This is a genomic window from Plantactinospora veratri (assembly GCF_036421995.1).
GTDB lineage: Bacteria > Actinomycetota > Actinomycetes > Mycobacteriales > Micromonosporaceae > Plantactinospora > Plantactinospora veratri.
Genome location: NZ_JAZGQL010000030.1, coordinates 74,048 through 94,884, shown reverse-complemented (window position 1 = coordinate 94,884; position 20,837 = coordinate 74,048). Strand labels below are relative to the sequence as shown.

Annotated in this window: 16 protein-coding genes; all 16 read right to left on the bottom strand. The window is 72.5% G+C overall.

The features are described from left to right. Positions 1–10: 10 nt before the first annotated feature. Positions 11–2,902, bottom strand: a complete 2,892-nt coding sequence (locus tag V1634_RS29685) for a PQQ-dependent sugar dehydrogenase (RefSeq protein ID WP_331211035.1) — start codon at positions 2,900–2,902, stop codon at positions 11–13. A 356-nt stretch (positions 2,903–3,258) separates the two neighbouring features. Then, positions 3,259–4,326, bottom strand: a complete 1,068-nt coding sequence (locus tag V1634_RS29680) for a polyprenyl synthetase family protein (RefSeq protein WP_331211034.1) — start codon at positions 4,324–4,326, stop codon at positions 3,259–3,261. Beyond that, entirely contained in the window at positions 4,323–5,732 is a 1,410-nt protein-coding gene (locus tag V1634_RS29675; RefSeq protein WP_331211033.1) for an alkaline phosphatase family protein, read from the bottom strand. The genes V1634_RS29680 and V1634_RS29675 overlap by 4 nt, the downstream gene beginning before the upstream one ends. Beyond that, positions 5,725–6,936: a metabolite traffic protein EboE gene (gene eboE, locus V1634_RS29670; protein WP_331211032.1), complete on the bottom strand. Its 1,212-nt coding sequence runs from the start codon at positions 6,934–6,936 to the stop codon at positions 5,725–5,727. Before eboE ends, V1634_RS29675 begins: the two co-directional genes overlap by 8 nt. Further along, complete coding sequence (locus tag V1634_RS29665; protein WP_331211031.1) at positions 6,936–7,799, bottom strand: TatD family hydrolase; 864 nt, start codon at positions 7,797–7,799, stop codon at positions 6,936–6,938. The genes eboE and V1634_RS29665 overlap by 1 nt, the downstream gene beginning before the upstream one ends. Further along, positions 7,799–8,461, bottom strand: coding sequence for an EboA domain-containing protein (locus tag V1634_RS29660; RefSeq protein ID WP_331211030.1), 663 nt, complete (start codon positions 8,459–8,461; stop codon positions 7,799–7,801). The genes V1634_RS29665 and V1634_RS29660 overlap by 1 nt, the downstream gene beginning before the upstream one ends. An 80-nt stretch (positions 8,462–8,541) precedes the next feature. Beyond that, positions 8,542–9,453 carry a sugar phosphate isomerase/epimerase family protein gene (locus V1634_RS29655; protein ID WP_331211028.1) on the bottom strand — a complete coding sequence of 304 codons (912 nt, stop codon included), beginning with the start codon at positions 9,451–9,453 and terminating at the stop codon, positions 8,542–8,544. Next, the gene (locus V1634_RS29650) at positions 9,450–10,322 is read right to left on the bottom strand and encodes an SCO3242 family prenyltransferase (protein ID WP_331211027.1); all 873 of its coding nucleotides are present in this window, start codon (positions 10,320–10,322) and stop codon (positions 9,450–9,452) included. The genes V1634_RS29655 and V1634_RS29650 overlap by 4 nt, the downstream gene beginning before the upstream one ends. Further along, a complete protein-coding gene (locus V1634_RS29645; protein ID WP_331211026.1) occupies positions 10,306–11,475 on the bottom strand; it encodes an inositol-3-phosphate synthase in 1,170 nt (389 codons plus the stop codon). The genes V1634_RS29650 and V1634_RS29645 overlap by 17 nt, the downstream gene beginning before the upstream one ends. A 790-nt stretch (positions 11,476–12,265) precedes the next feature. After that, positions 12,266–13,441: a Gfo/Idh/MocA family protein gene (locus V1634_RS29640; protein ID WP_407951871.1), complete on the bottom strand. Its 1,176-nt coding sequence runs from the start codon at positions 13,439–13,441 to the stop codon at positions 12,266–12,268. A gap of 54 nt (positions 13,442–13,495) precedes the next feature. Then, complete coding sequence (locus V1634_RS29635) at positions 13,496–14,578, bottom strand: substrate-binding domain-containing protein (RefSeq protein WP_331211024.1); 1,083 nt, start codon at positions 14,576–14,578, stop codon at positions 13,496–13,498. Between the two features lie 110 nt (positions 14,579–14,688). Beyond that, the gene (locus V1634_RS29630) at positions 14,689–15,819 is read right to left on the bottom strand and encodes an ABC transporter permease (protein WP_331211023.1); all 1,131 of its coding nucleotides are present in this window, start codon (positions 15,817–15,819) and stop codon (positions 14,689–14,691) included. Next, positions 15,816–17,477: a sugar ABC transporter ATP-binding protein gene (locus tag V1634_RS29625; protein ID WP_331211022.1), complete on the bottom strand. Its 1,662-nt coding sequence runs from the start codon at positions 17,475–17,477 to the stop codon at positions 15,816–15,818. The genes V1634_RS29630 and V1634_RS29625 overlap by 4 nt, the downstream gene beginning before the upstream one ends. Before the next feature lie 73 nt (positions 17,478–17,550). Beyond that, positions 17,551–18,729: an ROK family transcriptional regulator gene (locus tag V1634_RS29620; RefSeq protein ID WP_331211021.1), complete on the bottom strand. Its 1,179-nt coding sequence runs from the start codon at positions 18,727–18,729 to the stop codon at positions 17,551–17,553. A gap of 166 nt (positions 18,730–18,895) precedes the next feature. Further along, positions 18,896–19,852, bottom strand: a complete 957-nt coding sequence (locus V1634_RS29615; protein ID WP_331211020.1) for a YihY/virulence factor BrkB family protein — start codon at positions 19,850–19,852, stop codon at positions 18,896–18,898. Between the two features lie 160 nt (positions 19,853–20,012). Next, positions 20,013–20,822 carry an ABC transporter permease gene (locus V1634_RS29610; RefSeq protein WP_331211019.1) on the bottom strand — a complete coding sequence of 270 codons (810 nt, stop codon included), beginning with the start codon at positions 20,820–20,822 and terminating at the stop codon, positions 20,013–20,015. Positions 20,823–20,837 lie beyond the last annotated feature (15 nt).

Genomic DNA, 20,837 nt, shown 5'->3' with positions numbered 1-20,837 from the left:
TCCTTACACGTCAGGGCAGGGTCCACTTTTGGTTGGCGGCGCCGGCTATGCAGTCCCAGAGGTGCACGTTCTGCCCGTCGGCGGAGCTGTTGTCGGAGACGTCCAGGCACTTGGCCGAGCCGGCGTTGCGCACCGAGCCGTCGGCCTGCGGGGCCCAGTTCTGGGCGGCGGTGCCGTTGCAGGTCCAGAGCTGGATCTTGGTGCCGTTGGCGGTGCCCGCGCCGGAGACGTCCAGACACTTGCCCAGGGTACGTAGGGTCTGGCCGTTCCTGGTCCAGGTCTGGTGGGCCGATCCGGTGCAGTTCCAGATCTGCGCCTGGCTGCCGTCGGCGGTGCCGCCGCCCTCGATCTCCAGGCACTTTCCGGCCAGCCCGACGATCGGGCCGGTGCCGCCACCGCCACCGGAGCTGCCGGTGTTGATGGTGAAGGCGTCCACGTCGTAGAGGGCACCGGTGCCGGAGCCGGCGAAGGTCAGGTAGAGCGTGGTGGTGCCGGCCGGCGGGTTGGCGATCGTGCCGGTGACGGTGGTGAAGGTGTCCCAGCCGCCGGTGACCGGCACGGTGGCGCTGCCCAGTACGGTGCCGGTGGCGGAGCCGGCCCGCACCTGGATGGTGCCGCCGGCCCCGGCCGACGAGACCCGGGCGCTGAACGAGGTGGCGTTGGCCAGCCGGTACGGCGTGAAGGCGATCCAGTCCCCGTTGTTGATGTCACCGACGGTCTGGCCGCCCTCGGCCGTGGTCTTGGCGAACCTGTTCACCCCGGACGAGGTCTCGTAGTGCTCGGCCTGCCGGCGCTTCGGGGTCAGCTCGTGCTGGCTGTGCGTGGTCAGCCCGCCCCGGTCGGTGTACTCGGCGTCGAAGATCGGGAAGATGTTCGCCGCGTCGTCGTGCTCGCCGTCGACCGGGATGGTGATGGTGCCGGAGCAGCCGGTGGCGGTGGTGATCAGGTGGCCGTGGCTGTCGTGCCCGAGGACGTAGTTCATCTTGACCCGGGAGCAGTCGATGGTGCCGTCCTCCGGGTCGGTGACGGTGATCGAGAACGGCACCGCGTCACCGAAGGCGACGAGTTGCCCGACGGCCGGGGCGGTGATGGTCACCGTGGGCGCGGTGTTGCCGACCCCGATGGTGACGCTGGCGGTGCCGGTGGCGCCGGCCGGGTCGCGTACGGTCAGCGTCGCCGTGTAGGTGCCGTTCGCGCTGTACGTCTTCGTCGGGTTCGCCGCCGTCGACGTGCTGCCGTCGCCGAACGCCCAGGAGTAGCTCAGCGCCCCGCCCTCGGGGTCGGACGAGCCGGCCGAGGAGAAGTTCACGGTCAGCGGGGCGACCCCGGAGGTCGGGTTGGCGCTGGCCACCGCGATCGGGGCCCGGTTGCCGCCGCCGACGTAGTCGAAGCGGTAGAGCGCCGAGTTGGCGTCCCCGTTGAAGTAGCCGGTGCCGTAGTCGAGTACGTAGTACGAGCCGTCCGGCCCGAACGCCGAGTCCATCACCTGCTTGCCGACCCACGGGAAGGTGTCGATGGTGCCGGGCGAGCCGTCGGTGTTGAGGTGGATCGGCTTGATCCAGCCCCGGCCGAACTCGGTGGCGAAGAACTGGCCGTCGAAGGACTGCGGGAACTTGGTGGCCGACGGGTTCGACGCGTTGTACCGGTAGACCGGGCCGGCCATCGGCGACTCCGAGCCGCCGCCGAACGCGGCCGGGGTGCCGGCGTCGCCGGCGTACCGGATCCAGGCCGGGCGGGCGGCCGGCAGGGTGGACTGGCCGGTGTTCCGGAACGAGTTGTTGGTCGGCCCGCCGGTGCAGTTGTACTTCGCCCCGCTGGGCCCGTCCGGGAAGGTCCACTCGTTGTACGTCTCGGTGCTGGTGTTCGTCCCGGTGCAGTACGGCCAGCCGTAGTTGCCGGGCGAGGTGATCCGGTTGAACTCGACCTGCCCGCTCGGGCCCCGGTTGGGGTTGGTGGAGCCGGCGTCCGGGCCGTAGTCGCCGACGTAGACGTGCCCGGTGGCCTTGTCGACGCTCATCCGGAACGGGTTGCGGAAGCCCATCGCGTAGATTTCGGGCCGGGTGTTCGCGGTGCCGGGCGCGAAGAGGTTCCCGCTCGGGATCGAGTACGTCCCGTTGGCGTTCACCTTGATCCGCAGGATCTTGCCCCGCAGGTCGTTGGTGTTCCCGGCCGAGCGCTGTGCGTCGTACGCCGGATAGCGGTTGGTCCGCTCGTCGATCGGCGCGTAGCCGCCGGACTCGAAGGGGTTGCTGTCGTCCCCTGTGGAGAGATAGAGGTTGCCGGCGGCGTCGAAGTCGATGTCGCCGCCGACGTGGCAGCACATCCCCCGGTCCGCCGGCACGTCCAGCACGGTCACCTGGCTTGCCATGTTGAGGGTGAAGTCGGCGTTCAGGGTGAACCGGGAGAGCCGGTTGACCCCGGCGAAGGGCGCGAACTGCGCCGCCGTGCCGGTGGCCGGCGCGTCACCGGCCGGGGTGCTCAGCGGCGGGGCGTAGTAGAGGTAGATCTGCCGGTTGGTGGCGAAGCCGGGGTCGGCGCCGACGCCCTGCAACCCCTCCTCGTCATGGGTGTAGACCGGCAGCGTGCCGAGTACCGCCGTGTTGCCGGCCGCGTCGGTGCGGCGCAGCGTGCCGTTGCGGGCGGTGTGCAGCACGGAGCGGTCCGGCAGCACGGCGATGGTCATCGGCTCGCCCACCTCGGCGACGCCCCGGGCCAGGGTCACCTGCTGGAAGTCGGAGGCGTTGATCGGGTGCGCCACGGCGGGGGTGGCCGGGGCGATCACCGCCGGGAGCGTGGTGGCGGCCAGCAGCAGCGCCGCACCGGAGGCCCACCGCCGTTGTCTGGCAGAGGCTCGACCGGCCAGGGGTCGGCGGGGCGGATGTGGATGGTCGGTGGAAGACATGGTCGTGCACTCCCGTCCTGAACAGTTGCGTACAGGCAGGGCGCTCGCCGTCGCGCCAGATGCCGTCGGGGTGGATCTCCGCCCGGGGGCCGCCGTTCCCGCCAAGCCGCGACCGTGCACCGGCATGGGCACACCGGTACGTCGATCGCTGTCGTGGGCAAACCGCGCCGTCGGTTACCTCGACGTAACAACTCTGAGCTGTGCTCGACACAGTAATTTCCATGTGTTGATGTGTCCATACCTTCTGCCACGTCAACATGAACTTTTGTCGACACGGCGAAAAGTTGCGCCGTCGGTGATCGACAGGGCGCTCTGCGTACCACTGTGGAGCGTGGGCCGCGCTTCGTCGCCAGCGGCTACAACTGCCGGTCGACCGTCTGCGCGGCCAGCGCGGCCAGTACGCCCGCGGTCTCGTCACCCAGTGGCGTGTCGGCGAGCGCGGCCAGCGCCGCGTCGACGCGTACCTTGATCATCTGCTCTATCCGGTCCAGCGCGCCGGTGTCGACGATGATGGCCCGCAGCTCGGCCGCTCCGTCCGGATCCAGCTCCGGGTTGCCGAAGAGCGCCTTCAACCGCCGCGCCTGGGCCCGGTCCGCACTTCCCCGGGCCAGCGCCATCATCACCGTCGGCTTTCCCTCCCGCAGATCCTCCAGAATCGACTTGCCGGTCAATGCCGGGTCGCCGAAGACCCCGAGCACGTCGTCCCGGAGCTGGAACGCGTCGCCGAGCGGGTCACCGAAGGCGGCCAGCGCGGCCAGCAGCTCCGGCGAGCCCGCCGCCAGCGCGGCACCGATCTGCAACGGCCGGGTCACCGTGTAACGGGCGGCCTTCATCCGGATCACCGTCAGGGCGCTCGCCACCGACCCGTCCCCCACCCCCGAGACCAGATCCAGATACTGCCCGGCGATCACCTCGGTACGCATGGTCGCGAAGACGCCGTACCCCCGGTGCACCTCCTCCGGGGTCAGCCCGCACTCGTGGAAGAGCTGGTCCGCCCAGGCGGCGCAGAGATCACCGCAGAGCAGTGCGGTACTGCGCCCGTACGAGGCCGGGTCGCCGCGCCAGGCCGACCGGGCGTGCAGGTCGGCGAAGAGCCGGTGCACCGAGGGCTCGCCCCGGCGCCGGTCGCTGCCGTCCATGATGTCGTCGTGGATCAGCGCGAAGGCGTGGAACAGCTCCAGCGCGGCGGCGGCGGCCACGATCGGGGTACCGTCCGCGCCACCGGCGGCCCGCCAGCCCCAGTAGCAGAAGAGCGGGCGCAGCCGCTTGCCGCCGGCCAGCACGAACCGGTGCAGGGTGGTGAAGACGCCCCGGGGCGCCCCGTCCGGCCAGTCCGGGTCCTGCCGGTCGAGGAAGGCGACGAGCTGGGCGTCGAAGCGCTTCCGTAGTTCGCCGAGATCCACCTCCGGCACGGTCGCCGTCATGACCGCCCTCCCCCGGTCGCGGCGGGATCGACGCCGGAGAGGCGGAGCAGCAGGCTCTTGACCTCGGTGGCCTGGTAGCGGTCCCGGGCCACCGACCGGTCCGAGCAGATCAACACCGGGCCGTCCGCCGGATCGGCCGGCAGCCGGCCGTGCGAGCCGCGTACCGCCCGCGCGCCGGCATCCAGCCCGACCACGCTCATCAGGTAGCGCATCCCGAGCTTCTTGCGGGCCAGCGCCACCGCCGCCCGGCGCTTCGCCGCGCCCGGCGCGGCCGGGTCGAAGAAGAGCTCGGCCGGGTCGTACCCGGGTTTGCGGTGGATCTCCACCAGCCGGGCGAAGTCCGGGGCCCGGGCGTCGTCCAACCAGTAGTAGTAGGTGAACCAGGCGTCCGGCTCGGCGACCAGCACGAGTTCGCCGGCCCGCTCGTGGTCCAGCCCGTGCTCCGCCTTGCCGGCGGCGTCCAGCACCTGCGCTACCCCGCTCAGCCCCGCGCAGAGCTTCGCCACCGCCGGCACGTCGGCCGGGTCCTTCACGTAGACGTGCGCGATCTGGTGGTCGGCGACCGCGAACGCCCGGGAGGTCCACGGGTCCAGGTACTCCATCCCGTCCTGGGTGTAGACCCGGAGCAGCCCCTCGGCCCGGAGCAGCCGGTTCACGTCCACCGGCCGGCTCGCCTCGGTGATGCCGTACTCCGACAGCACCACCACTGTCGCGTTCCGGGCGGCCGCCGCGTCCAGCAGCGGGCCGAGTACCCCGTCCAGTTCGGTCGCGGCGGCCGCCGCCTGCGGCGAGGACGGGCCGAAGCGTTGCAGGTCGTAGTCGAGGTGCGGGACGTAGACCAGGGTCAGGTCGGGATTCTTCTCCACCATGATCTGCTCGGCCGCCCGGCAGATCCACCGCGACGACGGCAGCCCCGCCCCCGGACCCCAGTACGTGAAGAGCGGGAACCCGCCCAGCTTCCCGGTCAGCTCGTCGTGCAGCTCCGGCGGGTCGGTGTAGCAGTCCGGCTCCTTGCGCCCGTCGGCGTAGTAGATCGGCCGGGGCGTCACCGTCCAGTTCACGTCGGCGCCCATCGCGTACCACCAGCAGACGTTCGCCACCGTGTAGTCCGGGCGCTCCCGGCGGGCCGCCTGCCAGACCTTCTCCCCACCCATCAGCGCGTGGTGCTGCCGCCAGAGGAAGACCTCGCCGAGGTCCCGGAAGTACCAGCCGTTGCCGACGATGCCGTGCGCGGCCGGCAGCGCCCCGGTGAGCAGCGTCGCCTGGGCCGAGCAGGTGACCGCCGGCAGCACGGTGCCGAGTTCGGCCTGGCAGCCGGCGTCGGCCACGGCGCGCAGCCGGGGCATGTGGGCGAGCAGTCGGGGGGTCAGCCCGACCACGTCGATCACGACCAACGGGTCAGCCATCGTGCCTCCTCGGCGCGGGTACGGGGGCGCCGGAGTCCTCGGTCAGCCCGAGCGCGACGAGTTCGTCGCGGGCGAAGGCCAGTTCGGCGGCGATCCCGCCGGCCAGCTCCGCGTCCGACCCCGGGCGCTGCCCGGCCGGCAGCACCCCCCAGGTGTACGTCTCGACGTCCAGGTGGTCGCAGCCGGCGACCGGCCCGGCGAACAGCTCCCGCAGCGCGTCCCGGAGCACCGGCACGGTGGACTCCAGCGGCGCGGCGGGTACGGCGTGCAGCGGTACGTGGTAGTGCACCCGCCAGGCGCCGGGCAGCCCGGCGTCCAGCGCCGCGTCGAGGTCGTCGGCGGCGTGTGCCGGGTCGGCCGGGTCGGCGGAGTGCCGGCACGGCTCGGCGCGGGTCTGGTGCAGGAAACGCGGTTCGACGTACCCGCGCAGCACGTCGGCGGCGGCGACCGGGTCGGCGGCGGCCAGCGCGGCCGAGACCTGCACCTTCACCACCGGCAGCCCGGCGGCGCGGAGCCGGCCCAGCGCCTGCGCCGGATCCTCCCAGGCGCAGGCGAGGTGGGCCAGGTCGAGGCAGATGCCGAGCCGGTCGGTGTCCACCCGGGACAGTGCGGCTACCGCCTGGCCCGTCGACTCGACCACGCAGCCCGGCTCCGGCTCGAAGCCGACCCGGACCGCCCGGCCGGTACGCCAGGCGATCTGGGTCAGCCCGGCGGCCAGCTCGTCGAGCACCCGGGCCGCCCGGTCGGCCTGCCGCCGCTCCCACGGCTGGCGCCAGGCCAGCGGCAGGGTGGAGACCGAGCCCCGGACGGCGTCGTCGGGAAGCAGGTCGACCAGTACGGTGGCCAGGTTCAGGGTGTAGACCAGCCGCTCCCGGGTGGTCCAGTCCGGGTGGTAGACGGCCTGCTTCACCACCGGGGCGTGGAAGGACTGGTAGGGGAAGCCGTTCAGGGTCACCACCTCCAGCCCGCGCGCGGTCAGCTCGGCGCGCAGCCGCCGCCGGGTCTGCGGGTCGGCGGCGAGTCCGGCCGCCACCGGCGCGGCCAGCCACAGCCCCAGTCCGAGTACGTCGGCGCCCAGCCGTTCCCGGATCGGCACCGCGTACGTGTCGAGCTGTCCCAGCACCCCGGCCAGGTCCTCGGCCGGATGCACGTTGGTGCAGTAGCTCAGGTGCACCAGTTGCCCGTCGGCGTGCCGCAGCCGCATCAGCTACCGCCCCGCAGGATCGAGTTCCCCTCGAAGGTGACCGGCGGCGCCTCGCCGGACGACTCGTCCGGGTCGAGGTCCAGCCGGCCGGACTGGCCGTAGAACTCCACCGGGTTGCGCCAGAGCACCCGGTCGACATCGTCGGCGTCGAATCCGGCGGCCAACATCGCCTCGCCGGTGGCCCGGGTCAGCAGCGGGTCCGACCGGCCCCAGTCGGCGGCCGAGTTGACCAGCATCCGCTCGGTGCCGTACCTGCGGAGCAGCTCGACCATCCTCGGCGGCGACATCTTCGTCTCGGGATAGATGGAGAAGCCGAGCCAGCAGCCGGTGTCCCGGACCAGCGGCACGGTCACCTCGTTGAGGTGGTCGATCACCACCCGGCCGGGGTCGAGCCCGGACTCGGCGACCACCGCCAGGCTGCGTTCGGTGCCCCGGGCCTTGTCCCGGTGCGGGGTGTGCACCAGGGCCGGCAGCTCGTGTTCGACCGCCAGGGCGAGCTGGGCGGCGAAAACCTCGTCCTCCTCCGGCGTCATCGAGTCGTAGCCGACCTCGCCGACCGCCACCACGCCGTCCTTGTCGAGATAGCGGGGCAGCAGCTCGAGCACCTCCCGGCAGCGCGGGTCGTTGGCCTCCTTCGGGTTCAGCGCGATCGTGGCGTGGTGCCGGATGCCGAACTGGCCGGCCCGGAACGGCTCCCAGCCGACGAGGGAGTCGAAGTAGTCGACGAAGGAGGCGGCGCTGGTCCGGGGCTGACCGAGCCAGAACGCCGGCTCCACCAGGGCGCGTACCCCGGCGGCGGCCATCCGCTCGTAGTCGTCGGTGGTCCGCGAGGTCATGTGGATGTGCGGGTCGAAGATCCTCATTACGCCTCCTCCGCAGCCGGCCCGGTCGGGGTCCCCGACCGGTGCAGGGCGCTCAGTCGATCCAGCAACGCGGTCGCGTCGGCCGGCATCTCACGGCCGGCCGCCCGGCGCTCGTCGGCGAACCCGGCCAGCATGCCGGCCAGCTCGGCGTCGGCCCGCCGGTCGAGCCCGTGCACGGCGGCCAGCGGGATGCCGGTGAAGACGCACTTGAGCACCGCCTGCCGCCAGGCGGCCTGGTCGAGCCGGTCGGCGTACGGGCCGAGGGCGGCGGCGACCAGCCGGGTGTCGTTGGTCCGGATCGCGTCGTGCAGCAGCGGTACCCCGGCGTCGCCGACCGGCAGCAGCGGCAGTGCCCGGAGTACCGCCCGCTTCTCGGCCGCGTCGCCCTCGCGGTAGCGGGCCTCGATCTGGCCGGGCAGCTCGGCCGGGGGCAGCGCGCCGAGCAGCAGTACCCGGGCCGCGTCGTCGGCGGACCACTGCGGCAGGTCGGGCAGGGGCGCCCGGCCGCACCTGCGGCCGGCCGCCGCGAAGAGCCGCCCGATCGCCGACGGTTCGGCCCCGACCCGGCGTAACGCCTCGGCCAGCCATGGCTCGGGCGGCCGCCCGTCGGGTACGGCCAGCAGCGCCGCCCGCAGTCGTTCCAGTTCCGGTTCCGGTTCCATCCGGTCCTCCCCAGTCTTTCCGGTGTGGATGGTGGTCGCGGTCCCCCCGGTGGTGGTACGTGGTCGGTCCGGTGTGCCGGTCACCGCCCCCGGTCCGGCAGTGCGCCGCCCCGCGCCTCGGTGAGCCCGGCGTCGGCGGCGGCGCCCCGGAGGAAGTCGATCGACTGCGCCGCCACGGTGGGGGCGGCGTGCGAGTGCCGGGGCAGCTCGACGGCGACCAGTCCGGCGTAACCGGCCTCGGCCAGCGCCCGCAGTACGGGCGGGAAGTCGATCTCCCCGGTGCCGAACTCCAGGTGCTCGTGCACGCCCCGGCGCATGTCGTCGATCTGCACGTTGACCAGGTGCGGAGCCACCTGCGCGACGCAGTCGGGCACCGGCTGCGGCTCCAGGCACCGGCAGTGTCCGATGTCGAGGGTGATGCCGAAGCCGGGCGGGCCGCCCAGGGCGTCCCGCAGCCGCCACCAGTCGGCGATCTCCGCCACCAGCATGCCCGGCTCCGGCTCGAAGCCGAGCGGCATCCCGGCGGCGTCGGCGACCTCGACCAGTTCGGCACAGCCGGCGACGAGCCGATCCCAGGCGGTCGCCGGCTCGACGCCGGCCGGTCGTACCCCGGACCAGAAGGAGACCGCCTCGGCGCCCAGGTCGGCGCCGATCGCGACGGCCCGGCGGAGGAACTCGACCCGTAGCGCGTTGTCGTCGTGCAGCAGCGTCGGGGCGTGCTTGCGCCAGGGGTCGAGCAGGTAGCGTGCCCCGGTCTCGATCACCACCCCGAGGCCGTGCGCGGCGAGGCTCCGGCCCACCGCCGCCACCCGGGCCGCCAGCTCCGGGGCGAACGGGTCCAGGTGGTCGTGGTCCAGGGTCAGCGCCACACCCTGGTAACCGAGGTCGGCGATGACCCGCAGCGCGTCGTCGAGGCGGTGGTTGGCGAAGCCGTTGGTCCCGTACCCGAACCGCAGGCCGGGCAGTGCGGCGGCGGCCCCGGAAGCGCTCACGTCGGCGACACCAGTCGGGCGAGCCGTCGCCCGATCGGGGCGGCGGCGGCAACCGCGACGCCGAGCAGCGTGGCACCGGTCCGGGCGACCAGCGCGCCCTGGAGCGCGGGCAGGCCGGTGATGCCGGCGCCGACCGCCGCCCGGACCCGGGACGCCTGCGGGTCGGCCGCCACCCGGGCCTGCGCGGTGCCGTACTGGAGTCCGTACCAGCCGGCGAGGGCGGCCGGGACCAGGGTGCGCCGGCCGGTGCGGCGGGCCGGCTCGGTGCAGCGGGTGACCGCGGCAGCGGCCACCGCGGCGGTACCGGCCAGGGTCGCCGCCGGCAGCGCCCGGGTCGCCCCGGATACCTCCCGTCGGGAGAGTTCGGTGACCGTGTACGTGTGCGCGGCCACCGTCAGCGCCGCCGGTACCGCCCGGACCATCCGACCCCGGCTCGCGCCGAGCAGCACGTCCAGCCCCCGGCAGGTGGCCATCACCGCCGGCCCGGCCGCGGTGTTCTTGGCCCAGAGGTCGTACGCCCAGACCGCGCCGGCCAGCGGCACCGCCACGGCCAGCGCCCGGCGGCCACCGGCCAGCCCGGCGAGCCCGATCCCGGCGGCGGTGAGCCCGGCCGAGACGCCGAGGGCGAACCCCGGCGAGACCCGGCCGCTCGGGATCGGCCGCTCGGGCCGCTCCCGCGCGTCGAGTTCGCGGTCCGCGAGGTCGTTGGCGGCCATCCCGGCCCAGTAGAGCAGCACGGAGGCCCCGGCCAGCCCCGGTACCCGGCGGTCCAGCGCGTCGGCGGCGGCCGCCCCGGCCACCACGTCCCCGGGGACCGAGAGCGCGGCCGGCGCCCGGACCAGCTCGGTCAGGTCACGCAGTGACGGCATCCGAGTCCCCCGAAGTCAGCGCGGCGTCCAGCTCGCGGACGAAGGCGCGCAGCGTGGCCCACTGTTCGGCGAGGGCGTGCGGCACCTCGCCGAGCGGGTCCTTGAAGAAGAACGCCAGCTCGGTGAGGGGGCCGGTCCGGCCGGCCCGGTGCGCGGCGGCGGTCAGCCGGGCCAGGTCGAGCACCAGCGGCGCGGCGAGGGAGGAGTCGCAGCCGTGCCAGGTGAACTCCATCCGCATCGGGGTACCGAGGAAGCCGGCGAAGGTGACCAGGTCCCAGGCGGTCTTGAAGTCGCCGATGTCGTCGACGTACTCGATCCGGGTGTTGCCCTGCGGGACGTAGCCGAGGGTCTCGCCGAGTACCCGCTGCTTGCTGGCGGACTTGGCCGCGTTCGCCGCCGGTTCGGCCAGGTTGGCGCCGTCGCCGCCGCCGAGCAGGTTGGTGCCGGACCAGCTCCGTACCCGCAGGTTCCGCATCGCGAACATCGGGGCGAGGACCGACTTCACCAGCGTCTCGCCGGTCTTGCCGTCGTGCCCGGCGTACGGGAGGCCGGCCTGACGGGCCAGCTCGGCCAGGGCGGGGAGCCGGGCGCCGGTGGACGGGGTGAAGTCCACATAGGAACATCCGGCGGTGAAGGCGGCGTAGGCGTACGTGGAGCTGACCGGCAGTGGGCTGCCCTGGGTGAGCGCGGCGTCCAGTTCGGAGAGCCGGGCGTGTGCCGGGTGCGCCTGCGGGGCCGGCTCGGTCGAGGAGACGTTGACCACCACCACCCGGTCGAGTCGGTGCCGTTCCCGGAATCCCGTCAGGTCGGCGACGATCGTCTCGACGGTGGCCGCCTGCGGGCCACCGCTCGGTGCCGGCCGCAGCTCGGCCTCGACCGCGCCGAGTTCCTCGGCCAGCGCCGCCACCAGCCGGGCCGGCAGTACGCCCGCCTCGGCCAGCGCCTCGGCCTTCTTCACCAGCGGGGTGGTGGCGATGTCGTGCCCACCGAAGACCAGGTCGGCCAGGGCCGGCAGGGCGGCGCTACGCAGGGCCGGCAGCTCGGTCACGCAGCCTGTCGGCTCGGCCAGCCCGGCTCGCAGGGCCAGCGCCCCGACCGTACTGGTCACGGCGACCGAACCACGCCCGCCAACCAGCCAGATACCCGTACGCATAGTGCTCCTCCCTCCGGTGCCGGCACGGCCCCTGGGCCGACCGGGGGTGTACTACGACGAACCGTGCCATGTCTCGGATCGGCCCACCGAGTCCACCTATCGGGACATCTTGCCTCGCAGCTGTGAAAAGCGCCCCGCCCGCCCGACCGTCGCGGTGGAACATCCCGTGCGGCAGCGCCGGAGTCGGCGGCAACGACACTGCTCGGGTCCGTGACCGTGCGGGCGGACGGGGCTTGGTAGGCAGGGCCGGTCGGCGTCGCGGTCCTGCCTCCCCCGGTCCGGTGCGGCCGGGCGGCGGGGGTTGCCGGCTCCGGTCGCAGGTCTCGCTGTGGAGTTGTGCCACCACCGGCCACTGTGGACGGCGAGGCGAAGTCGTCGGGCGAAGTCGTCGGGGCGGCCCCGGCCGGGTGGCCGGGACGGGTCGTGCTGCGGGGCCGGTCCGGGGGTCACCGGCGGCGGTGGTACCACCGGCCGGGGGTCGGCCGGTGCGGTTCCGGCGTCCGGTGCGACCGGGGAATCCCGGTCCGGCCACACCGGACGGCCGTGTCACCTGTCGCCCGGCACGGCTGGAGCGGACTCCGCCGTGCGCGTGCGCACTCCTTCCGGGTCGACCTCCCTCCGGTCGCGGGGCGCAACCGCGACCGGACCCTCGCCGGTCGTTCCGGAAAGCTTCTCGGGTCGGGTTCCGGCCCAAGCCCGGGCCGGGCCACCCGACGGGTGGACAACTTCTTCCGGCGGTGCCGGCTCCGCGCCCGGGGGCTGCGAAGCCGGCGTACGCCGGTCGTGCGAGTTACGCGGTGACCGGAGCGGGTACCTGCTCCACCGCGGTGAAGGACGAGCCCAGCTCCGCCGAGCGCTCCACGGCGTCCAGCACGAGCTGGACCTGGAGCGCTTCGGTGAACGACGGGGACGGGTCCGATCCGCTGGCGATCGCCGCGAGGAAGTCCCGCAGCTCGTGCGTGAACGAGTGCTCGTAGCCGATGATGTGTCCCGGCGGCCACCATGCCGCCATGTACGGGTGGTCGCCCTCGGTCACCAGGATCCGCCGGAAGCCCTGCTCGGCACCGGGCTCCGTGGCGTCGTAGAACTCCAGCTCGTTGAGGCGTTCCAGGTCGAACGCCACCGAGCCGAGCGAACCGTTGATCTCGACCCGCAGTCCGTTGCGCCGCCCGGTGGCGAACCGGGTCGCCTCGTAGGTGGCGAGCGCGCCGCCGTCGAGCCGGGCCACGAAGACCGCCGCGTCGTCGACGGTGACCTGACCCATGGCGGCCCCGGCACCGTCGGCCGAGGCGGCCAGCCCGCTCGACTCTGCCGGCAGCGGACGCTCCTTGACGAAGGTCTCGGTGATCGCGCTGACCCCGGCGATCCGCTGACCGGTCACGAACTGGGTCAGGTCGATGATGTGCGCCCCGATGTCGCCGAGCGCACCGGACCCCGCCTTGTCCTTCTGCAGCCGCCACACCAGCGGGAACTGCGGGTCGGTGATCCAGTCCTGCAGGTAGACCGCGCGGACGTGCCGAATCGCGCCGAGCCGGCCGGAGGCGACCAACTCCCGCATCAGGCTGACCGCGGGTACCCGGCGGTAGTTGAACCCGCACATGGCCCGTACGCCCACCGTCTGGGCCTTGGCCGCCGCGGCGACCATGGCCCGAGCCTCCTCGACCGTGTTGGCCAGCGGCTTCTCGCACAGTACGTGCTTGCCCGCCTCCAGGGCCGCGATGGTGATCTCGGCGTGGCTGTCGCCGGGCGTACAGACGTCGACGATGTCGATGTCGTCCCGGGCGATCAGCTCGCGCCAGTCGGTGGTGTGGCCCTCCCAGCCGAGCCGGCCGGCCGCGTCGGCGACCTTGGACTCGTCCCGGCCGCAGATCAGGGCCATCCGGGCACGTACCGGCAGGTCGAAGACGCGGTTCACGGTCCGCCACGCCTGCGAGTGCGCGGCGCCCATGAACGCGTAGCCGACCATGCCGACCCGCAGTTCTTTCTCATTCGTGGACAAGGTGGGTCTCCCCCCGGTGTGTCAGAACCCGAGCTTGGCGTACTGGCTCGCGTTCTCCTTCGTGATCGTCTCGGAGGCCAGAGTGATCTCCTTCGGCACCTGCAGCTCGACCAGGTCGGACATGCCCTTGCCCTGGCCGATGAGCCGGGCCAGCGAGATCGCCGACGAGGCCATCGAGGGGCTGTAGGTGACGGTTGCCTTCAGGACGCTGTTGTCGGCCGCGATCGCGTCGATGGCGGCCTTGGAGCCGGCGCCGCCGACCATGATGAACTCGGAACGGTTGGCCTGCTTGATCGCCGCGAGTACCCCGATGCCCTGGTCGTCGTCGTGGTTCCACAGCGCGTCCATCTTGGGCAACGCCTGGAGCAGCTGCGAGGCCTCGCTCTGGCCGGTGTCGGCGGTGAACCGGGCGGCGCGGCGGTTGGCCACCTTGAAGCCGTAGACGGCCAGTTCGGCGGCGAAGCCGGCGGACCGCTCCTTGGTCAGCTCCAGCTCGTCCATGCCGGCGATCTCGCCGATGATCGGGTTGGCGATGCCCTTGGCCTTCATCTGCTCGCCGATGTAGCGGCCGGCCGCGACGCCCATGCCGTAGTTGTCGCCCTTGATCTGGAGCCGGTAGGCCAGCGCGTCCGGGAACGCCCGGTCCAGGTTGACCACCGGGATGCCGGCCTTCATCGCCTCCAGCCCGGAGGCGTTCAGCTCCTTGCCGTCGTGCGGCAGCATGACGATCACGTTCGGCTTCTGCGAGATCAGCGTGGAGAGCGCGGCCCGCTGGGCGGCGGCGTCCGCACCGGCGGCCACCGTCTTGAACTCCACGTCCGAGAAGACCTTCGCCTGCGCCTCGGCGTTCTTGGTGATGGCGGCGAGCCAGCCGTGGTCGGCGGCCGGGGCGGAGAAGCCGATGACCACCCGCTCGCCCGGCGCGCTGTTCGGGTTGGCGGCGTTGTCCGCCTCCTTGACCTGCTCGTTCCCGCCGGAACCGGAGCCGGTGTCATTGCTGGTGCAGGCGGTGAGCAGGGCACCGGCGCCCACCGCCGCCCCGCCGAGCAGCAGCCGGCGGCGGGACAGGTCACGCACCGGCCGGAGCGGATCGTGCTGGGTCATAACGACCTCCTGGTTATTTCGACTTCGGGTGGGGTGAGGTGGGTGAGGTCCACCGGCCGGTGGCCGGGGTGGGCCACCGGCGGCGGGCGCCACCGGATTGCTGCGGTGCGTCAGTTCGTCGAGCTGAGCTTGTTTCTGGCGAGGAGCTGGGTGACCGACTTGAACCGGAACTGCTGGACCAGTACGGCGGCGACGATGATGCCGCCCTTGACCATGTTCTGCGCCTCGGTGGAGAGGCCGTTGATCGCGAACAGGTTGGTGATGGTGGCGAAGATGATCACACCGAGCAGGGAGCCGATGATCGTGCCCCGGCCGCCGCTGAGCAGCGTGCCACCGATGATCGCCGCGGCGATCGCGTCGAGTTCGTAGAGGTTCGCCATCGCCGCCTGTGCGGAGTTCGCCTGGGCGGTGAGCATGATCGCGGCGATTCCGCAGCAGAGGCCGGAGAGCGCGTAGAGCAGCATGCTGTGCCGGCGTACGTTGATGCCGGCCAGCCGGGCCGCCTCCGGGTTGCCGCCGACCGCGACCGTACGCCGGCCGAAGGTGGTGCGGTTGAGCAGCACCCAGCCGGCCGCGACCACCCCGGCGAGGATGAAGACCAGCACCGGGATGCCGAGGAGGTCCGTACTCGCGATGCCGTTGATGGTCGCGTTGTTGGAGACCTGGGTCTGCTTGTCGGAGATCTCGGCGGCGAGACCCCGGGCGGCGACCAGCATGGCCAGGGTGGCGATGAACGGCACCAGCCGGCCGTACGAGATCAGGAAGCCGTTGACCAGCCCGACGCAGACCGCCACCACGATCGCCGTGAAGATCATCCCCCCGGCGCCGTAGCTCTGGGTCGCGACCGTGGTGCTCCAGACCCCGGCCAACGCCACGATCGCGCCGACCGAGAGGTCGATCCCGCCACCGATGATCACGAAGGTCATCCCGACGGTCACCACGCCGACCACCGAGGCCAGGGTGAGGATCGAGAAGATGTTCGCCCGGACCCAGGACGGGTCGCCGTACAGGTCGGGGCGGGTGACGACGCCGATGATGATCAGCACCACCAGTACCCCGACCAGGCCCAGGTTGCGCCGGAAGGTCTCACCCGCGTCGCCGCTCCACCGGCCGGTGCCGTTCCCGGGCGCACCGGCGCCCTTGTGCACCGGCGCTCCGGCCGGTGCCGGCGACACCGGCGACGGCCGGTCAACCGGCGGCGCCGTTCCCGCCGGCGCGGCGGTCTCGGTACGTTCGGTCACGCTGGCGCCCCCTCCATCAGCGACCCCGCCATCACGAGGTCGAGCACGGTGTCTTCGTCGAGTTCTCCGGCCGGCGCTTCGTGCACCACCCGGCCCTCCCGCATCACCAGCACGCGGTCGGCCAGGCCGAGCACCTCCGGCACCTCGCTGGAGACCAGCAGTACGCCCACTCCCCGGGCGGCCAGCGCCCGGATCACCTGGTACAGCTCGGCGCGGGCGCCGACGTCGACGCCCCGGGTCGGCTCGTCGAGCAGCAGCAGTTTCGTGTCGCCGAGCAGCCAGCGGCCGACCACGACCTTCTGCTGGTTGCCGCCGGAGAGCGTCCGGACCGGTCGCCGGACGTCCCGGGGCCGCAGCTCCAGCCGGTCGGCGACCTCGTTCGCCTCGGCCCGCTCCCGGCGCGCGTCGGTGAAGCCCAGCCGGGCCCAGCGGGTGAAGGTGGCCAGCGTGACGTTGCGGTAGATCGGCTCGCCGAGCAGCAGCGCCTGGCTCTTGCGCTCCTCCGGGGCCATCCCCATCCCGGCCCGGACGGCGGCGCCGACACTGCCCGGCCGGACCGGCCGGCCGGCCATCGAGACCGTGCCGGAGCTGGCCCGGCGGGCCCCGAAGATCGTCTCCAGCAGCTCGGAGCGGCCCGAGCCGACCAGACCGGCGATGCCGACGATCTCGCCGGCCCGCACGGTCAGCGACACGTCGGCGAACTCGCCCTCCCGGCCGAGTTCGCGCACCTCCAGCAGGGTCGCGGCGGCCGGGGCCTCGGCGGGGCGGTCCGGGAAGACGTACTCGATGGTCCGGCCGGTCATCCGGCTGACCAGGTCGCGGGTCGGGGTGGATCGGGCCGGCAGGTTCGCCGCGGTGGTCCGGCCGTCCTTGAGTACGGTGACCCGGTCACCGATCTCGCGGATCTCCTCCAGCCGGTGCGAGATGTAGATGACCGCGATGCCCTGGGCGGTCAGCTCCCGGATGATCCGGAACAGGTTGCCGACCTCGTCGTGCGCCAGTACGGCGCTCGGCTCGTCCATGATGATCAGTCGCGCCTCGTGCGAGAGCGCCCGGGCCATGCTGACGATCTGCTTGCCGGCCGAGGGCAGCGAGCGCACCATCCGGCGGGGCGGAATCTCCGGGTGCCCGAGCCGGCCCAGGATCTCCCGGGTCTGCCGGGCCATGTAGCCGCGCCGGACGAAGCCGAGAGTCTTCGGTTCGTGCCCGAGGAAGGCGTTCTCGGCGACCGACAGGTCCTCGACCAGGTCGAGTTCCTGGTAGATGGTGGCGATGCCGGCCTTCATCGCGGCCTGCGGGTTGCGATGCGTGACCGGCTCGCCGAGCCACTCCACCTGCCCCGAGTCGGGCTGGTGCGCACCGGAGAGGACCTTGATCAGCGTCGACTTCCCGGCGCCGTTCTGGCCGAGCAGGCAGTGCACCTCGCCGGCCCGCACCTCGAGCTGCACCCCGTCCAGGGCGCGTACCCCGGGAAAGGTCTTGACCACGTCGGTGAGCCGGAGGACGACCTCGCCGGGCACCGTGTCGGCGGGCGGGGTGACCAGCGGCGGCGGGTCACCCACCGGGCCGGTCCCGGTCGGGTTCCGTACGCCGGCCGGGGCGGTCTCGTCGGCGCCGGTCCGCTCGGCATCGCCGGACCGCTGGTCGGGTTCGGTCATGACGTCTCCTCGTTTGGCTCGTCGCCGCCACGACCCGACCGAGCGGGCCGGCAGGGGCTTGCGCTCCGGCCGGTCATGACGCCTCCGCGAACGCGACGTCGGTGGCGAGCACGGCCGCGCCGGTGACCCCGGCCCGGGAACCGAGTTCGGAGAGCACCACCGGCAGGTTGCCGGTGGCCAGCGGCAGCGAGCGTCGGTAGACCACGCTGCGGATCTCCGCCAGCAGGATGTGGCCGAGCTGGGCCAGCCCGCCGCCGATGACGATCATCGACGGGTTGGCGAAGCTGACCAGGCCGGCGAGTACGCCGCCGACCCGCCGCCCACCGTCGCGGATCAGCCGGATGCAGGTCACGTCCCCCTCGATGGCGCCCTCGGCGACGTCGAGCGCGGTGACCGTACCGGTGGCGGCGAGTCGCTCGGCCAGCGCCGGTGAGGTGCCGCTGCGGGCCGCCACGGTGGCCTCCTTGGCCAGCGCGGCCCCGCTGAACAGCGCCTCCAGGCAGCCGACGTTGCCGCACGAGCACATCGGGCCGTGCGAGTCGACCTGGATGTGCCCGATGTCGCCGGCACAGCCGTCGGTGCCCCGGTAGACCTCGCCGGAGAGGTAGATGCCGCAGCCGATGCCGGTGCCGATCTTGACGAACAGGAAGTCGTCGACCGAGTGCGCCACTCCGCCGTGCCGCTCGCCGATGGCCATGATGTTGACGTCGTTGTCCACCACCGCCGGGCAGCCGTGCTCGCGGGTCAGCAGCTCCCGGACGGGGAACCGGTCCCAGCCGGGCATGATCGGCGGCGAGACCGGTACGCCGTCCCGGAAGCTCACCGGCCCCGGTACGCCGATGCCTACGGCGTGCAGCCGCTCGTACGCCCCGTCGACCCTGGCCTTGTGCAGGAGTTCGTGCACCCGTTGCAGGATCACCTTGGGGCCGGAGCGGATGTCGGTGGTCTCGGCGTACGCGGCGACGGGTTCGAGCCTGCCGTTGACCACCTCGACGTCGATCGAGCTGGCGCCCAGGTCGACGGCGGCGAACCGCAGGTCGGGGCTGAGTTCGACCAGCGTGGAGCGGCGACCGCCCCGGGAGGCGGCGAGTCCGGCCTCCGCCACGTAGCCGAGGCTGACCAGCCGCTCCAGCTCGGCGAGCAGGCGCGGCCGAGGAATCTGCAACCGGTCGGCGAGTTCGGCCCTGGACACCGCCCCCTCGTCGCGCAACAGCCGCAGCAGCCGCAGATGCAGCGCTTCCGGGGTGCGCACAGGGACTCACCTCCGTCAGGCTCACGTTCACGTCGACGCAACGCCAGCGCGTTGTGTTCGACACAGTAGGAGGCTTCCGGAGGCGGTGTCTAGAGCTTCATCCAAGATGACGCTAACTTTTGTCCTAACGGACGAAAGTTAGTTGTTGATCAAGGAAAGCGCGGGGTCACTCACCGCGACCCCGCCGCTTCCGGAGCTTGCGGTCGTCCCGCAGCGAGACGTACGGCTCCCGCTCCGCCGAACCGCCCGACCGGATCGTCCGCTCCCGTTCCAACTCCGCGCTCAGCTCGGCACCGAGCAGGATCGCGACGTTGGAGAGCCAGAGCCAGACGAGGAAGACGATCACCCCGGCCAGCGAGCCGTAGGTCCGGTTGTACGAGGCGAAGTAGCTCACGTAGAGCGCGAAGCCGGCGGAGACGACCGCCCAGGCCACGACGGCGAAGACGCCACCGGGGCTGATCCACCGGAAGCGCTGCCGGGCGTTGGGTGCCGCCCAGTAGAGCACCGCGAAGATCAGACTGACCAGCAGGACCAGTACCGGCCACTTGCCGATGTCCCAGGCCGTCACTCCGGCCTCGCCGACACCCAGCCGCCGACCCACCTGCGCCGAGAGCCGCCCACTGAACACCAGCAGCACCAGGCTGATCAGCACCAGCAGCCCGATCAGGGCGGTCAGGCCGATCCGGAGCAGCAGGGTCCGGGCGAGCGGACGCCCCTCCGGCACGTCGTAGATCGCGTTGGCGGCCCGACTGAAGGCACCGATGTAGCCGGACGCCGTCCAGAACGCGCCGAGGATGCCGAGCACCGCGACCAGGCCGGCCGTCCCGGCACTCCCCTGGACCTGGGTGATCGCGGTCAGCAGGATGTCCCGGGCGGACGCCGCCGGCACCACGTCCCGGATCACGTCCTGCACACCGCGCACCGCCGCGTCGCCGAGCAGGCCCAGCACCGCCACCAGCACCAGCAGGGCCGGAAAGAGCGACAGCACCCCGTAGTAGGTCAGCGCCGCCGCCCAGTCCGTGACGTTGTCCTCCTGCGCCTCGCGCAGGGTCCGCCGCAGCACCGCGCCCCAGGCACTTCGGGGCAGCCGGCTCGGTCTGCCGGCCCGTCGCTCCTCGGCCATCCCGCTCTCCCTCGAACGGCGCCACCCGGGACGGTGCGACCACCGCCAGAATCGGGCTACCAGTCAGCTACTCACGGTAGTCGGCTTGGATAGCCGGCTCCGGTCCAACGGGTGTAGCCGGTGCGGTAGACCCCGCCCGGGGACGTCCGGGCACGCGGGTTCACTTGCAGAGCAGCCGGCCCATCCGGCGTCCCGCGACCACCAGCCCGAGCGCGGTCACGCCGACCAGGTAGAGGACGTCGCCGAGTTCGCCCCAACCGCCGCCCTGCACGGTGATGCCCCGGACCAGGTGCACCGCGCGGTAGAGCGGCGTCACCTCGACCACCCAGCGCAGCACCGCCGGGTACGCCTCGGCCGGCACGAACGTCCCGGAGAAGAGGAAGAGCGCGAACTGGGCCGAGCCCATCAGGTCGAAGTCCTGCCAACTGCGCATGAAGGTGGAGAGCGCCATGCCCAGCGCGCCGAACGCGAAGCCGACCAGTACGGCGGCCGGAAAGGCGACCAACGCGCGGATCCCGCTGGTCAGGTCCAGCCCCACCATCACGGCCAGGAACGCCGCCGAATAGAGGCTGCCCCGGAGCATCGCCCAGCCCAGCTCGCCGAGGGCGATCTCGAACGGCTGCACCGGGGTGGCGAGGATCCCGTCGTACAGCTTCATGTACTTCATCTTGCCGAAGAAATTGAACGTCGTTTCCGCCAGCGCCCCGCTCATCGCCGAGGCGGCCAGCATCGCCGGTGCCACGAACGCGGCGTACGACACCACGGTGCCGCTCGGCAGCGTCAGGTCGCCGACCAGCGCACCCACCCCGACGCCGATGGAGAGCAGATAGAGCAACGGCTCGAAGAAGCCCGAGATCAGCACCACCCAGTACGCGGACTTCAGCGCCGCGACGTTGCGCTCGGCCACCGAGGCCGCGCGGCGGGGTGCGCCCTCGAAACTGATCAGCCGAGGCAGGACGATGCTGACCACGGAAGCCTCTCTTCG